Source organism: Vibrio sp. 1CM7H (genome assembly GCF_023161645.1).
Lineage (GTDB): Bacteria > Pseudomonadota > Gammaproteobacteria > Enterobacterales > Vibrionaceae > Vibrio > Vibrio diabolicus.
On record NZ_JALNTV010000004.1, the window covers coordinates 162,651 to 178,724 of the forward strand.

The 16,074-nt window shown below is 41.8% G+C and carries 14 protein-coding genes; 4 read left to right on the forward strand and 10 right to left on the reverse strand.

The genetic code is table 11. The features are described from left to right. Positions 1 to 16: 16 nt before the first annotated feature. From MSG33_RS16440 to MSG33_RS16485, 10 genes are all read right to left on the reverse strand, one after another. Positions 17 to 898 (reverse strand): glycosyltransferase, encoded by an 882-nt coding sequence (locus tag MSG33_RS16440; protein WP_248381470.1) that lies wholly within the window; start codon positions 896 to 898, stop codon positions 17 to 19. Beyond that, entirely contained in the window at positions 895 to 1,620 is a 726-nt protein-coding gene (locus MSG33_RS16445) for a glycosyltransferase family 25 protein (RefSeq protein ID WP_248381471.1), read from the reverse strand. Before MSG33_RS16445 ends, MSG33_RS16440 begins: the two co-directional genes overlap by 4 nt. Further along, positions 1,617 to 2,888 (reverse strand): lipid IV(A) 3-deoxy-D-manno-octulosonic acid transferase, encoded by a 1,272-nt coding sequence (gene waaA / locus MSG33_RS16450; protein ID WP_248381472.1) that lies wholly within the window; start codon positions 2,886 to 2,888, stop codon positions 1,617 to 1,619. The genes MSG33_RS16445 and waaA overlap by 4 nt, the downstream gene beginning before the upstream one ends. Continuing rightward, positions 2,882 to 3,940: a lipopolysaccharide heptosyltransferase II gene (gene waaF, locus MSG33_RS16455; RefSeq protein ID WP_248381473.1), complete on the reverse strand. Its 1,059-nt coding sequence runs from the start codon at positions 3,938 to 3,940 to the stop codon at positions 2,882 to 2,884. The genes waaA and waaF overlap by 7 nt, the downstream gene beginning before the upstream one ends. Then, positions 3,937 to 4,926, reverse strand: a complete 990-nt coding sequence (gene lpxM / locus MSG33_RS16460) for a lauroyl-Kdo(2)-lipid IV(A) myristoyltransferase (RefSeq protein WP_248381474.1) — start codon at positions 4,924 to 4,926, stop codon at positions 3,937 to 3,939. The genes waaF and lpxM overlap by 4 nt, the downstream gene beginning before the upstream one ends. 127 nt (positions 4,927 to 5,053) lie before the next feature. Beyond that, the gene (rfaD, locus tag MSG33_RS16465) at positions 5,054 to 5,995 is read right to left on the reverse strand and encodes an ADP-glyceromanno-heptose 6-epimerase (RefSeq protein WP_248381475.1); all 942 of its coding nucleotides are present in this window, start codon (positions 5,993 to 5,995) and stop codon (positions 5,054 to 5,056) included. 148 nt (positions 5,996 to 6,143) lie between these two features. Then, positions 6,144 to 8,339 carry a YjbH domain-containing protein gene (locus MSG33_RS16470; protein WP_248381476.1) on the reverse strand — a complete coding sequence of 732 codons (2,196 nt, stop codon included), beginning with the start codon at positions 8,337 to 8,339 and terminating at the stop codon, positions 6,144 to 6,146. After that, the gene (locus MSG33_RS16475; protein WP_248381477.1) at positions 8,336 to 9,094 is read right to left on the reverse strand and encodes a capsule biosynthesis GfcC family protein; all 759 of its coding nucleotides are present in this window, start codon (positions 9,092 to 9,094) and stop codon (positions 8,336 to 8,338) included. The genes MSG33_RS16470 and MSG33_RS16475 overlap by 4 nt, the downstream gene beginning before the upstream one ends. Continuing rightward, positions 9,091 to 9,771, reverse strand: a complete 681-nt coding sequence (locus MSG33_RS16480) for a YjbF family lipoprotein (protein ID WP_248381478.1) — start codon at positions 9,769 to 9,771, stop codon at positions 9,091 to 9,093. The genes MSG33_RS16475 and MSG33_RS16480 overlap by 4 nt, the downstream gene beginning before the upstream one ends. Before the next feature lie 68 nt (positions 9,772 to 9,839). Continuing rightward, a complete protein-coding gene (locus tag MSG33_RS16485) occupies positions 9,840 to 10,061 on the reverse strand; it encodes a hypothetical protein (protein ID WP_005535462.1) in 222 nt (73 codons plus the stop codon). Between the two features lie 404 nt (positions 10,062 to 10,465). Here MSG33_RS16485 and MSG33_RS16490 point away from each other — a divergent pair, with 404 nt between their 5' ends. The 4 genes from MSG33_RS16490 to wecB all read left to right on the forward strand — a co-directional run bounded on the left by MSG33_RS16490 (position 10,466) and on the right by wecB (position 16,061). Beyond that, entirely contained in the window at positions 10,466 to 10,984 is a 519-nt protein-coding gene (locus tag MSG33_RS16490; RefSeq protein WP_176318944.1) for an outer membrane beta-barrel protein, read from the forward strand. Positions 10,985 to 11,048: 64 nt separating this feature from the next. Further along, on the forward strand, positions 11,049 to 13,751 hold the full coding sequence (locus MSG33_RS16495) for an SLBB domain-containing protein (protein ID WP_248381479.1): 2,703 nt from the start codon (positions 11,049 to 11,051) through the stop codon (positions 13,749 to 13,751). 100 nt (positions 13,752 to 13,851) lie between these two features. After that, complete coding sequence (locus tag MSG33_RS16500; protein ID WP_176318946.1) at positions 13,852 to 14,826, forward strand: Wzz/FepE/Etk N-terminal domain-containing protein; 975 nt, start codon at positions 13,852 to 13,854, stop codon at positions 14,824 to 14,826. Positions 14,827 to 14,936: 110 nt separating this feature from the next. Then, positions 14,937 to 16,061, forward strand: a complete 1,125-nt coding sequence (wecB, locus tag MSG33_RS16505; RefSeq protein WP_053809516.1) for a UDP-N-acetylglucosamine 2-epimerase (non-hydrolyzing) — start codon at positions 14,937 to 14,939, stop codon at positions 16,059 to 16,061. Positions 16,062 to 16,074: the final 13 nt, after the last annotated feature.

The following is a 16,074-nucleotide window of genomic DNA, read 5'->3' on the forward strand; positions in this document are numbered from 1 at the left end:
CTATATGAAACGATAATTAACCACTAAATACTTTGTATATTTTCATTTTTATTCTGAATAAAAATGAATCACTAATGTTGTACATTAACTTTATATGTTTTTCATATTTTTCATATGGTATTGATTCATTTTTTAGCTTTCTTAAATATTTAATGGCTGTTTTGTAAAAACTATACTTGAGTTTATTACTGCCTTTCATAGTAGAATATGCAGAGTCAATGATTTTCACAAAATTATTTTGGTAATTAACATCATTAACTTTACTATTCATGATAGAGTTTTTTCTAATTCTATAAAATATGATATTGTCACAGATAGAGTAGATTCTTAATTTTTTAGTAAATACCTGCCAATAAAACTCTTCATCTTCATGAATTAATCCGGGTACGAACCATATGTTATCAAGCACTTCTTTTCGATACAATTTATTCCAAACTACGAACTCTAGGGAGAAAAATTTTTTGTCTAAGTCTAATTTTCCTGTAATTCTTCTCTTTCTATAGTCTTCATATCTTTTATCTTCTTGATAAAACTTAGTTACTCTTCCTGAAACAATATCGTATCCAGTAGAATGCAACAATAATTTTTCAATTGCATCTTTTTCTAACCAGTCGTCTGAGTCTAGAAAAAACAAAAAATCTCCACGAGAGTTTTTTATCCCTGTATTCCTCGCTGCTGATAGCCCTTGGTTAGTTTGCTCTATGACTTTTATTCGAGGATCCTCATCTCGATATTGCTTAGCAATGCTTATGCTATTGTCTTGAGAACCATCAATAATAGCAATTATTTCTATATTTCTATATGTTTGTTGTACAACGGAATCTAGACATTCAGGTAAATACTCTTCTACATTATATATAGGAACTATAATACTGACTAATGGATTGTTATTACTCATTTTTTATTCTCAAGGTTATATAGAAAATCAGAAAGTTGCTCGTATAACCTAAATATTTCTATATAGAGCTTATTCCATGTGGTGATACCAGATTTATCTTTTCGAGAACTGCCAATTGTTGATGGAATATCGGCTCTTTTGACAATATCTGGTCTTAAAACATACGTGGATACACCATGTTTATACGGTTTTTCCATGTAGTCATCTACAGGTTCTATAAACTGAGTTGCGTTTTTTATGAATTTCGAAGCTGCATGTGGAGTTAGAATATATCCCATAATACCGCATGTGCGTTTGTTGAAGCGTACAATATTAAGTTTGTTATTAACTGAAGATATAACTTTAAATGATTTAGGCTTGGTTGCCGCAAGTTTTAGAAAGTCGTATTGTTCCGCTAATGTGTCGAAATGTGAAAACACGTCAAAAAACTCAGGCAATAAGTCGCAGTTATCTTCTAGCACCAGTATTGGTTCGTTTACCTCCAAGCACTTTTCCCAGGCTAGGTGGTGACTAGAGAAGCAAGCAATTTCGTTCTCAACTAGCCTATAGCCAAATCGTTTTCGAGTAAGGTCATCATTGCTACGTTCAGAGTATAGAAAGTTTGGCGCAGAGGAATCTATCGCTTCTATAAATTCGAATGGTATGTTGGCTTTGTTGAGTGCATTTTCCATGCGAACTCTTCTATCAACTGAGCGTTTCAAGTTAATAACAAAAACTTTCATTTTATACTCTCAATACATCTAATTGTCTTAGTTAGCGCACCAACATTATCTTTGACAAAGCTAAGGAGGTTTTCTTGAACTACACTTTTTGCTAACGCATCTTGAAACATAGCTTCAACCTTTAGACTCATCTCGTTAGGTGACTCAATCAGTTTGATAACTTTCTTATGAAGCATCTTCGCAACCAGATCTTGGAAGTTGTAATAGCTTGGTCCCGTGATTACAGGGACTCCCAGTGCTGCGGGCTCTAGCACATTGTGCCCACCAACCTTATCTCCAATTAGGCTTCCACCCATAAAGCAGATGTCTGCTGCACCCATCAAAGTTAGCATCTCACCCATAGTATCGCCGAGATATACTTGAGTATTTGTCTCTACTGCATGCGTTGAAGTACGACGCACAGTGTTAAAGCCTTGCTGTTGGCAAAGCGTGAATACATCATCAAATCGTTCTGGATGGCGAGGAACCAAAACGAGTAAAGCATTTGGATGAGATTTTAAAACTTGTCTATGTGCATCTAATACCTGTTCGTCCTCGCCTTTGTGGGTGCTAGCGGCAATCCAAATCGGACGATCGTCTCCAAGCTGGGCTCGAAGCTGCTGTCCTTGCTGTTTCACTTGCTCTGATATTTGAATATCGAACTTAATAGAACCGGTAACGGATAGTTTCTTTTTCTCGACGCCTAAGCGTTCAAAGCGCTCGGCATCTGAAGCTGTTTGGCAGAGTACTTGAGTTAGGCATGGATGAAGTTGGTTAAAAAGCCGCTGTATTTTGGCGTAGTTCTTACACGATTTTTCAGATAGGCGCGCATTCACGACAGTTATAGGGATACCCGCTTTGTGAACATTGTGAAGCGTGTTTGGCCACAGCTCAGTCTCAATGATCAACATCTGTTTTGGTTGCACTGCTTTAAGAAAACCTTTGATAGCGAACCCAAAGTCAATTGGCATATAGCGGTGTTCAACTAAATCACCCAACTTAGCAATCTGTTCAGCTCCGGTACTTGTTGTTGTAGTAACTAGAATAGATTGTTCGGGGTTTTGTTCCTTAAGGGCTTTGACTAAAGGTGTTGCTGCTATGCTTTCACCAACAGATACGGCATGTATCCAAATAGGTTTGTCGTTGCTTTTTAGCTTGGGAGTTATGCCAAAGTGCTCTCTCCAGCGAGAGCCGAACTTAGGCTTATTTGGTTTGCTCTTGTACAAACCAAATAAAAGCAGCGGTGACGCTAGAGCGAGTAGTAAGGTATAAACAATACGAACTAACATGAGCTTATCGTAATGGCGTCAAGTTTTTGGATACTATCTAGTACTTGCTTAGGCGAAAGTTCTGTCAAGCACTTTAGGTGTTTGTATTGACATTCACGCTGGAAACAAGGGCGACAATCAATATCGGTATGAACAATCTCCACCTTTTCTGCGAGTGGAGGTGTGTACTTCGGTGAAGTTGAGCCATACACGGCAACAACATTACAACCAACCGCAGATGCCACATGCATTAAGCCGGAGTCGTTCGCGACAACAGTCTTACATGCAGCAAGTAGATCGACCGCTTCAATTAAGCTGGTTTGGCCTGCTAGAACATGAATGTGCTTATGGAATTGCGTCGGAACAAGTGCGCGAATATTGTTACAAGTCTCTAAGTCCTTTTGAGAACCAAACAACCAGATTTGATGCCCAGATCGAGCCATTTGTGTCGCAACTTCAGCGTAGTGTGTTTCAGGCCATTTTTTGGCAGGACCAAACTCTGCTCCTGGGCACAGTCCAATGATTGGTTGGTCTTGCGTTAAGTTGAACTTTTTGAGCGTGGCTTGTTGCTCAGCCGCGTTGATTGCAAGGCGCGGGCGAGGCAAGGTTTCAAGCCCGCCAAGAGAGTTAGAATCCACCATTTCTGCTTTTGGATAAGCTAACGCTACATAGCGCTCTACCATGTACTGAAAAGACTTCATGTTAGGGCGTAAGTCATTCAATAAACCATAGCGCATTTCTCCCTTCCAGCCAGTACGAAGAGGAATGTTGGCAAACCATGGGATCAGTGCTGATTTCGCTGATTTAGGCAAGATATAGGCATGGTCATATTGCTTTTCACGTAATGATTTACCAATTTCCCTGCGGCCTAATAAGTTAAATTCACCATGACCGATAGGCATTTCAATCGCTTGGTGGATTTCTGGCATACGCTCAAGAATCGGTTTACACCATCCTGGAGCGATAACGTCAATTTGGCTATCTGGATGACGTTGCTTTAATACGATATATAACGATTGCGACATTACCATATCGCCGACCCACGCAGGGCCAATAATTAAAATCTTTTTCATTTATTTACTTGCCAATCAGTATCATATCTAGGCTTAAAGATATTGTAATAGTTATTGCCGTCTTCTTGAGAGTGCAGCAACTGCAGTACCCACATATATTGTTCGGGTTTATCACCGACAAAATATTCAATGGCTTCATTACAGGTACGAGCGTCTTGCTCTTCGCCTTTATCCAGCTCAAACGCCGGTAAAATCTCAATATCAAACGTACCATCTTCAGTGTTCATCGACGCAAATAGAGGCAGTACTTTTGAGCGTGATAGTTTCGCAATTTTGCCTAAACCAGGTAGCGTTGCTTTACGTGTAGCAAAGAAATCTACGAACACACTATGCTCTGGGCCGTGATCTTGATCGGGTAGATAATACCCCACATAGCCATCTCGAATGGATTTCAGAAAAGGCTTTATGCCACCTGAGCGTTCATAAACACGGCCACCGTATTGAACTCTTTGCTTGTGCATCAGCCAGTCAGCAACATCATTCTTTTGTTTCTTCGCCATTGCAGAAACTGGCATTCCCATTGAAGCGAGCAAGATAGCAGGCACATCAATTGCCCAAGAGTGGGGAACCATTAAAATCACATTTTCGTTGTTATCAATGTGCTGTCGTAAAATGTCTAGGCCGCGAATTTGGCAACGGTTCTGAAGCCACTTTGGTGAGCGTAAACTTAGTAACCCGAAGCGAAAAAAGAACATGGCCGCTGTGTAGAGTGTTTTTTCTATCAAAGCTTCACGTTCTTGGAACGACTTTTCCGGAAAACACAGCTCAAAGTTAACCCTCGCTCGGTGAGCTGGCCCCTTGTGGGATTTCGACAGTTTTTTGGCTATGGTTTTCGCCAACCACTTTTGTAAACCCAGTGGCATTAATGATAAAGGTAAAAATAAGATAACACCTAACCACGTGCCCCAGAACTTAGGCGACAGAAAGTGGCGCTTAAACTCAGGGTTATATGCTTTAGGGTCGAAGTCATCACGTTTTATGGTCATGGCGTGTCTAGTTACCTATTCGTGTACGGGCGAAGTGGTTTAAATGAGAAAAAAGATAGTTAGGAATGATACAGGCTATTGCATTTGAGTAAAGGTGGCAGGTTATGGTTCTACCACCTTGTGGTGCTTAACTGTTTTGGATAGTCAAGTATTCGGCAACGCCTTCTGCAACTGTCTTGAATTCAACATCACAGCCTGCGGTGCGCAGTTTGGTCAGATCCGCTTGTGTGAATTCTTGGTAAGCGCCTTTTAGGTGCTCAGGGAATGGGATGGTTTCAATTTGGCCTTTGCCATGATGCTTGATAACTGCTTTTGCTACCTCTTCAAAAGATTCAGCACGGCCAGTACCACAGTTAAAAATGCCTGATACGCGGTTTTCTAAGAACCACAGGTTTACTTTACAGACATCACCAACGTAAACGAAGTCGCGTTTGAATGATTCGCTGCCCGCGAACAATTTAGGATTTTCACCTGCGTTAAGTTGGTTGTTTAGGTGGAACGCAACTGATGCCATGCTACCTTTGTGGTCTTCACGTGGGCCATATACGTTGAAGTAGCGGAAGCCGGTGATTTGAGAAAGGGTCTCACCATGTTCTTCAGCGTCTTGCCATAGGCGACGAACGTAGTTATCAAACTGCTGTTTCGAGTAACCGTATACATTCAGTGCGCCTTCGTATTCGCGTTCTTCAACGAAAGTATCTGTATCGCCGTAAGTGGCTGCTGAAGAAGCGTATAGGAATGGAATCTCGCGATCTAAACAGTAATGAAGCAGCTCTTTAGAGTACTCGTAGTTGTTTAGCATCATGTACTTACCATCCCACTCAGTCGTTGCAGAGCAAGCACCTTCGTGGAAAATTGCCTCAATCGGACCAAAATCATCGCCCGCCATAATTTGGGTCAGAAAGTCGTCACGATCCATGTAATCTGTGATGTCCAGATCAACTAAGTTCTTAAATTTTTTGCCATTTTTTAGGTTGTCGACAACCAGGATATCGTTAATGCCAGCTTCGTTTAGTGCTTTAACAATGTTGCTGCCGATCATGCCAGCACCACCAGTTACGATGATCATAAGACTTCCACCATAGATTAAAATTTTCTCAGGAATTCTAGCAAGAAACAGAAATTAGCGCTATTGGAAGCAGGAAGATAGGTTTTAGTCTTCTATGACTTAGTATCTAGATATGAAAAAGGGAGCCGCAGCTCCCTTGATTACTTTATTATTCCATATCCGAACGGTTAGGCCTTTGATACCAAGGGTTTCGTTCGTCGGTTAACTCAATTAAGCTGTATTTACGGCCGAGTTTCTGTCCTCCGTCACGAGTAAGAGGCTGCCAACTAAAGTTCGCACGATTGTTGCTTGGCTTAACGGTCATGATGTCAAACGGAATCGACAAGTAGAAGCCTTTGGTAAAGCTACCTTCTCCAAATTCATCCGCAGACAAGTCTGTAAATGAGGCAAAGGCGCCAGCAATTACGCCACTCTTGAACTGCTTAGAAATATTGATTTGTGTACCAACATCGCCAGCTAAGAACTGACCAACATCGACTTGGATCATCAAATCTTGTAGGAATTCCCATTGAGGGTAATAGTAACCAGATACAAAACCAGTGAATCCTTTATCAATAACTTGGAACGGACGTCCATATTCTGGCACGTTTTGCCATTTCTCATCGTAAACACCGAAGTAACTTTGTGGATCACGTTGAGAAATTAAGTTGACGTCAGCGCCAATCGCCCAGTTAGCTCCTTGTGGTCGGTAAAGAAACTCGGTACCGACTCCTGCAAACATGCTTTCCAGATAGCCAGCGTAGAATTGCTGATCCGTGGTATCGGAATACTCTTGGAACCAAGTCAATTGTAAGTTTGACATGGTTACAGCATGCTCATTTTGGTAAGCACGGAACATGGTACGAACCCGGGGAACGGTAGTACCATCAGGTGGAGTGACATAATTAAACTTATCGTAGTTGTTATACCAATCCCAGTATAACGAGCCGCCTATTTCAAGGTTGTCCGTCAGCCAGTATGAGGCATTACCGCTTAATCCTACACTAAAGAGGTAGAAGTCTTCTGCGTTACCGAGAGTTTGAACAAGCTTCGGTGCAAAGCCCCAATCAAAACGTTCAAAACCATCATAGACAGATTCTCCACTTGGCTTATTGTTAGCTTTTGCGGTTGCATCTTCTATTTTGGGGTTGATGTAATTAACTTGGGCAAAGTCGCGATATTTCTCCTTGGAAATAGTCGTTTGTTCGCCGACTAAGCCTCGGCTACGTTCATTGATCGCATAGGTATCAATATCTTCAGGCATTCCATTATGAAGTACAGCCGCCGCTTTTTCATGTGCCTCTGTACGGTCACGATATTTCTTCTGCTCACCAACGACAGTTACGGTGTTGTCATCAACATAAATGCGAGTGTTTTGGTAACCCGCAATTTTGTCTAAGTCTTCTGTTACACGTTCCCAGTCAACATCAGACAGTTCTTCTGGCTGATTGCTTTCTACTTCTGGTGTTGGTGTGTCTCGCCAGAATGATGGCATGTCATTGAAATTAGTGTTTAGCGTTAAGCCCGCGACCAACGTGTCTCCGCGTTCGTAACTTAAACGAAAATCGGCCATGCCTAGACGGTAGAGTACACCAAAGTTCCACGGTGTATGTGGAATCATGTTCACGCCACCGTTTGTTACAGGAAAGTCCCCGCTGTAATCATTGCTGTCATATTCTATTTTTAAGCGTAAAGGTTCGTGCAGAGTCTGATACTCAATACCTCCAAATAAAGCAGCTGGGCCTTTGAAAAAACGGTCAGTGTTTGTTGTTCCACCTGTTAGTTGATAATCACCTGGGCGAGAACAAAATCGATCAGAGATCTTACATACTGGATTGGTGATATTTCCTCTGGTGCCTAAAGAACCCCAGCCAATACCGAGTGTAAAATCAAGTGTCCCTACACTTCTATTGGAGTATTGTTTGGTTGCGGCAAAATATTCAGAGTCAAAAAGGCCAGTACCTGCAAAATCTCTAACACCAAAGGACACTTCTGGTACATATTGACTTTCTTCTAGAAGCCTGAATTTAAAATCAATACCTTTATCTGTGTATTCGTTATCTCCACAAAATCGTGGATCCGTACAGTATGGAAGTCCATCGACAATTGTATATCTAATAGTCGCTTCAGCCCACGGCATCACCTGTATTGTAGCGTTGTAAAAAAGGTACTCATTACTACCTGTGACAGAAAAGTTGAATTCCCCTTCAGGGGCCATACGTCCGGTTGGCATCTGCATTAAGCCAACACCACCAAAGTCAGACTGAGAAGGCTGTAACGTGGGAGCCTCAAAGGGCATGTCTTGAGCCCAAACCAATGCTGGGCCCATTAAAGAAAGGGTTAAGCTTTTTCTAATTGGCATCATTGCGGTCTCTTTGTGGAATTTGGTATCAGTTGAGTGAGTAGGCGGACAATGTCTTGGTCCATTTCGGAGTATTCAAGTTCACCAAACGGAATATATACCAATGTCAGAGGTGGTAAGTAATATTGTGTTGTTAACCAAGCTCCGTGATGCGGCTTAACTACGTGACCATCTGGGTAGATCAACACTGGCGGTGTTGAGAACGTACCAATGTTACTTTTCAAATTCTCTAACTGTCTCTGCAAAGGGATGCCTGCCTGCTCCTTAATGGAATACACTCTATTTAGGTTTCCCAGGTAATACACTTTTTCTTCGCGTAGAGGGCTTGCGAGAAGGTAATTGCCGTGCAAAAGCGGATTGTCGAATTTATTTAGTCGAATTTTATCAACATCGATCGCAGACAGTGAGCGTGGTGCAAAGTTTTGCTTCTGAATAAATTTGTAGAATGGATGTGCAACCAAATTGTGTTGAATCATTTGATTGAGTACCGAGTTCTTTAAAGCGGTAGAGCTTTTCTCGGCATGATCTGATTTATCAAACAAAGTCGTACCAAGAGAGTATTGTAGTGAGACGTTTTGCTCCGTAGCAAGTGCTAACACACTTTCTAAACGAGCAGGCCCTTGGAATTGTAGCTGTTTGCTTACCTCCAGCAACTTAACATTTAATGGCTGTGTAGTAGAGCTTTCTGTTTGAGCGAAGCCATGTGTGCTCAAAAGCGGCATGACCAAACCGAATAATGTGAGTAGTCGTTTGCTCATGATTTGCTATACCCCTTTAAAATGGTTAACTCAACCGGAATCATCTTCGGTCCTAAATATTGTAAGGTTTTGACAACCTGACCTTGTTCATTAACCCAATAAAGGTTTTCGACCGATTGAGAAAGACTACTAAACTCAACGACTTCTTTATATACACTGGTCATCGCGTTAGAAATTGGTGTTGTTAACGTTTCTTGGCCTGAGTAAGAACGCGTTACATGTGCAGGAAAGCCATAACGGTATTGTTTTGCCCAATCATATGAGAGTGTGTAGTTCACGGAGGCTGAATCTGAAGAAAAATCTGGCACGTCACCATAAACACCCGCTAAGTCCCCATTCTGCAGACCTATCGTTTTGACGATATGCCCATTCTCCGTAACGATCATAGCTTTGTCAGCACTTACCCATTTCAGTTGTATTCTTCCATTGAGAGGATTTCGCTCTGCAAAAGCTAAAACAACAAAGACCTGTTTTTGATTCCCAAGTTTTAAATAGGCACTGGCATAAGGAACGGCCTTTATTTCTTCTGGGGTCATCTCTACATCGATGTAGTTACCGTATGCTTCTTTGACTGTGGCTGATACATCATTGAACTTTTGTGTACAACCAAAGAGTAAGGTGAATAGCGGAAGAGTGAGAAGTGGGCGTATCCATTTAGACGTTCGGAAGATATTCATTATTCCCTCTTACAAATAAAATCGCCCTGAGTCATTCAGGGCGATTATCTTCTATCTACAAAACGAAATTAGTTTGTAGAAGTAGAAGTAGAAGTAGATGTTGAAGTAGATGTTGAGTCGCTATCTGACGCTGCAACTGCTACTACAGTTACTGCTGCTGCCGCACCTACTGCTACAGCTGTTGTGCCTGTTGCAGAGGCAGAAGCTGCGCCTGCTGAACCTGCTTCTTCTGCTGCAAATGCAGTTGATGCGCTTAAAGCCATAAGAATAGCTAGAGCTGTATTCTTCATTATTAATCCTTGTATATCCGGTATAAAAACATCGATGTTTGGTAGCATAAAAAATGCTCCAAATTATATTCTAGATAAAAAAGCCTTAGCATGTAAATAGTTTCTTATTTTGCTATGGCTTACGATCTCATTTCTAACACCAGCGTGACATTGTGCGGTTATCTTGCTCCCTTGCTTGCTGATAAACTATCAAGAGTGCATAATTTGTCGGCCTATTTCCTCCAGCACTAGAGGCTTGGAGTCAATAGGTCGTTTTTACTTACACCATATAGAAAGCGATACAGTGGCTTACGCTCAACGCCTCAGGGCGGTAGCGTGGCAACTCTTCAGTATTTAATGGCCTGCATAGCACGCTTAACTTTGCTTTGGCAGCCCATATTATTACCAGTACTAGGGACTTTTACGTGATAAGAAAGCAGCATTGTTTAGGAATACTTAGTGCACTGGGCTTAAGCCTGAGTTCTTTTTCAGCGTCAGCCGATTTTTATGCTGGTGCGTTAGTGAGCTACTCAAATGCAGAATTGAAAAGCTCGTCTTCTGAGTCCGTAAAAGAGGGGAGTCCTTTCCTTCTTAGTGCGCAAGCAGGGTACTTCTTCAATGACTACATTGGTCTCGAAGGACGTTATGGGACATCAGTTCAACGTGACAGTGGTCTTGCCGTTGATAGCGCTTTGAGCGGCTTTGTTAAGTTGAATATGCCGGTTTCAGAGCGAGTTGCACTTTATGGTTTAGCTGGGTATTCAAGCGTTCAGCTTGATCTACAAAATGTAGGTTCTTACAAAGAACAAGGATTTAGTTTTGGGTTAGGTATGCACTACGCTTTAAACAACCAAAGCGCGGTGATATTTGAGTTCGTTGATAACGTCTCTGAAGACCAAGTTCGCCTTAACTCGATTACATTGGGTTTTCAGCACCGTTTCTAATTTAAATACCTAGAGCTCAAACTTGGGGCTAGGGTCTTTTATTCAATTATTATAGTGACATACCATGTTTAAAGGATATTTCTCTATTGCCGCTTTTATATTGGCAAGTACGTTTGCGTCTTATTCAATGGCACAAACACCCACTCCAGAACAAATGAAAATGTTTCAAAATCTACCCGCTGACCAACAACAGGCCTTGGCGAGTAAATATGGTTTCTCCATTCCTTCTAGTTCATCTTCAAACAAGTCTCCTTACGAAAACCCGCAAGTCATCAAGCCTAGAGCTGAATCTAGTGGCGCTGTATCTTCCAATATCGAAGAACAATGGCTCAAAAAAGGTGAACAGGAAGAGCTTAAACGCTTTGGTTTAGATCTTTTTGCTGGTTCTCCAAGCACCTTCGCTCCGATCAGTGATGTTCCTGTGCCAGCAAATTACACCGTGGGTGCAGGTGATGAAATAATTGTGCAGTTGTTTGGTAAGGAGAATGAAACGCATCGTTTACGCGTAAATCGTGCGGGCACAATCAACTTCCCCTCACTTGGTCCGGTAAATGTTGCTGGCATGCACTTTTCTGATGTTCGAGACTCTCTGACGCAACGTGTAAAAGAGCAAATGATTGGTGTGCGCAGTGATATCTCATTGGGTGAATTACGCACCATGCAAGTGTTTGTAATGGGGGATGCATATAAGCCTGGTGCCTACACGGTTAGCGCATTAACGACAATTTCACAAGCTATTTATTACAGCGGCGGTTTTGGTGAAAGTGGGGCGCTGAGAGATATCCAGCTAAAGCGTGATGGTAAAATCATTCGTAAGTTGGATATGTATGACCTTTTACTAAAAGGTGATGCAAGTAATGATGTGCGCTTACTACCGGATGATGTTGTTTTAATTGGTTCTGTTAACGATACAGTTTCTATAGACGGCGAGATCAACCGTCCGGCAATTTATGAAGTCAAGGCCGGTGAAACTTACCAACAACTTATTCAGATGGCAGGTGGTTTTACTGCGAATGCTCATGCTGAGCAGTTGGAGATAAAACGCTACGCTTCACATGGCGCTCGTGAGGCTTTGACGCTTGATTTCAATAAAATGCAAGATCGACAGAGTAAAGTTAAAAATGGCGACGCCATTAAGATCTTGAAAAAAAGCGAAGAGCTTACTCGTTACGTGCAGATAGAGGGGGATGTTCGTCATCCTGGCTATGTGGAATGGCGCAATGGCCTTCGTGTTGCCGATCTTTTCAAATCTGTTGACTCCGCTTTTAATTCTACAGCTGATGTTAACTATGCGGTTGTGGTAAGAGAGATTAATCCACAGCGTGATATTGAGGTGTTCCAACTAAGCTTAGCTAACGCGATTCTATCACCAGGTAGCCAAGACAACCTTAAGTTACACTCACGAGACCGTATATTGGTTTTCAACCGCTTTAATAACGAAGACTTGGATACATTAGCAACGCAAGATTCTGTTTCAAAAGCAAAAACGTTAGAACAAGCGCAAGAGCAAGCTGAGCTGGAACAACAGAAAGAACAAGAAGTGATGAGCTCTTCTGTTGCCGTTTCGCATTCAGCAGACGGTATGGTTATCAACCAGAACACTACTGAGCTGGCGAAACCAGCTAAGATCATATTCCGTGGCAAAGAGATTACGGAAGAAGACTTTGAAAAACTGAAGCAAAACACTCGTCGCACTTTACTTGCCCCAGTGTTGTTACAACTTCAGCAACAGTCTCGTTTGGGGCTAGCCCCTCAAATTGCTGAAGTCTTTGGTGAAGTGAAGCACCCAGGGCGCTACCCGATCACTCCAAGAATGACGGTATCAACGCTTATTGAAGCCGCTGGTGGTTTAACTTACAACGCATTCACAATTAATGCCGAACTAGCGCGAACCGCGATTAATAGTGCGGATGAGCGTGCGTATATTGATGTTGAACGTATTGATTTGCGTAAAGCAATCCAAGGCAGTGCTTCAGACGATGCAGTTATCGTGGGCCGAGATCGTTTGAACATCTTAGAAAAGCCAAATGTGAAGCTACAAAGCACAGTAACTCTACAGGGTGAAGTTCGCTTCCCTGGAACCTATACCGTGCGTCAAGGTGAAACCTTAAGTGAGTTATTGGACCGAGCTGGCGGTCTGACAGAGTTTGCTCACCCTCAAGGGGCAATATTTACGCGTGAAGCATTGCGTTTACAAGAGCAGAAGCTTTTAAACCAATACGCCGCAGATATGCGAAAAGAAACCGCGAAGAAGACGTTCCGAGCAGATAGCAATATAGGTTCTGTAATTTCAGACCCAGAAAAAACGTTAGCATTTGTTGAAGAAGCAAGTCGCAGCAAAGCACTTGGCCGTATGGTGGTACAGTTAAATCGCATCTTAAAGGGTGAGCGTTCAGCAGATTTTATGCTAGAAGATGGAGACTTCCTCTTTGTCCCAACCTTCCGTAATACTGTATCGATTATGGGTGAAGTTCAGGTTCCAATTACCTACTTGTTAGACAACAAACTTGATGTTGATGATTACTTGAACAAAGCTGGTGGAGCTAAGAAACAAGCGGACGAAGACCGTATTTTTGTAGTGCGTGCAGATGGTTCTGTATATAAGCCATCCTCTGGTTACTGGTTTGGAAATAACAACGAAGGGTTAAAAGCTGGCGATACAATTGTTGTACCTATTGATACGGATTACCGTGATGCGTTGAGTACCTGGACCGCGGCTACACAAATACTATATCAAACTGGTGTAGCAATTAATGCTTTGAAATAGCAAAACATTCGTGAGTCTAAGTGATGTCTGGGCTCACGTATTTTGTATATATCTGTATTTAATCAATGAGCAAGAAGCTAATTGACTGGGATAAAGTAAAATGAAATCTGAGCAACACCCAAACCTGCCCCCATACCCACATACCTACATTCCTGCCGAAGATGAGATAGACCTACGTGAATTACTCTCTGCATTTTGGCAGGGGAAATGGATCATCATTGTTACTACGGTCATTTTTGCTGTCGCTGCTGTGGCATTTGCACTATCAAAGTCGAATATTTACAGAGCAGACGCTCTTTTATCTCCAACGCAAGACACCAATGCTAGTGGCTTGGCGGCTATGTCTGGTCAACTTGGCGGATTGGCGTCACTTGCCGGAGTGAGCTTACCAAGCCAAAGTAATCAAACTGACTTAGCTGTTCAAGTCATTAAGTCTCGTCAGTTTATTGAATCCTTTGTAGAGAAACATGACATTTTAGTTCCTCTTATGGGCAGCAAAGGTTGGGACATGGGTTCCAACAAATTAATACTAGATGATGAACTTTACGATGAAGAGAAACAAGTTTGGCTGAGAAAACCTCAAGGACTAAAGGGAGTTAAGCCTACAGCTCAAGAGGCCTACCGTTTATTCGTTACTGAGGTTTTGAGTATTGAGCCAGATAAAGAGTCTGGTTTATTTAGACTATCGGTTAACCACTACTCACCGTATGTAGCTCAACAATGGGTTAATTGGCTGATTGAAGATATTAACCAAGTCATGCGTGAACGTACAATTCGAGATACTAATAAAAATCTAACTTACTTGAGTGAACAGCTTCAGAAAACGGCTGTTGCTGATATGCAATCTGCATTTTACAAGCTAATTGAAGAGCAGACAAAGAACCTAATGCTTGCTGAAGCTCAAGAAGAATTCGTATTTAAAGTAATCGATCCAGCAGTTGTGCCAGAAGAAAAAGCGTCACCTAAAAGGGCTCTGATCTGTATTGCGGGTACACTGCTTGGCGGTATGCTGGGTATTATGATTGTACTAATCCGCTTCGTGTTTACTAAAAGAGACAAGTTAGAGTCGAAGTGATGAGTTGTTGACTCAAAGCAAATCATACAGAGATTGATGGGGGCTTGAAATAAAACTGAGTTCATGCTCCTGTAACGATATTTTTTAAGACTTTCATTAGGCCAGTAATGATGACAAAGAAAAGAGTACTCACGGTATTTGGTACCCGACCTGAAGCAATAAAGATGGCCCCATTGGTACATGCTTTAGCTAATGATGAACGATTTGAAGCAAAGTGTTGTGTTACAGCTCAACATCGAGAGATGCTAGATCAAGTGCTTGAACTATTTGATATTAAGCCAGACTATGACTTAGATTTAATGAGAGCAGGGCAATCTTTAAACGATGTGACCGCACGAATCTTGTTAGAATTAAAACCAGTATTACAAGAGTTTAAACCTGATGTTGTTTTAGTTCATGGTGATACTGCAACTACATTTGCAGCGAGTCTTGCAGCATATTATGAGCAAGTTCCAGTTGGTCATGTAGAGGCAGGTCTAAGAACTGGTAACATTTACTCGCCTTGGCCTGAGGAAGCAAACAGAAAGCTGACGGGTACACTAACCCAATATCACTTTGCACCAACAGACACGTCCCAAAACAATTTGTTACAAGAGAATTTCGATGAAAAGAATATCTCTGTTACGGGGAATACGGTTATCGATGCACTATTTATAATTAAAGATAAAATTGATCATGATAAGTCTCTTCAGCAGCAGTTATCGGAGCAATTCCCATTCCTTTGTGAAAATAAAAAGTTAGTACTCGTTACAGGTCACAGAAGAGAGAGTTTTGGTGGCGGCTTTGAGCGTATTTGTGAGGCTCTAGCTTTGACAGCACAAAAACATCCAGAAGCTCAAATTGTTTATCCAATGCATTTGAACCCGAATGTACGAGAACCCGTTAATCGAATTCTTGCGGGCATCAACAATGTGCATTTGATCGAGCCTCAACAATACTTGCCATTTATTTATCTGATGAATAAGGCGCATATTATATTGACGGACTCTGGTGGTATCCAGGAAGAGGCCCCTTCTTTAGGTAAACCAGTACTAGTTATGAGGGATACCACTGAACGTCCAGAGGCTGTGGAAGCTGGAACGGTTAAGTTGGTTGGCACTAATGTAGATAGAATCGTTACAGGTTTGACAACTTTGCTGCAAGATGAACAAGCATACAAAGAAATGAGCTTTGCACATAACCCTTATGGGGATGGAAAAGCATGTCAACGAATTCTAGATGTTCTAGCAAAATAATTTAATTTAACGA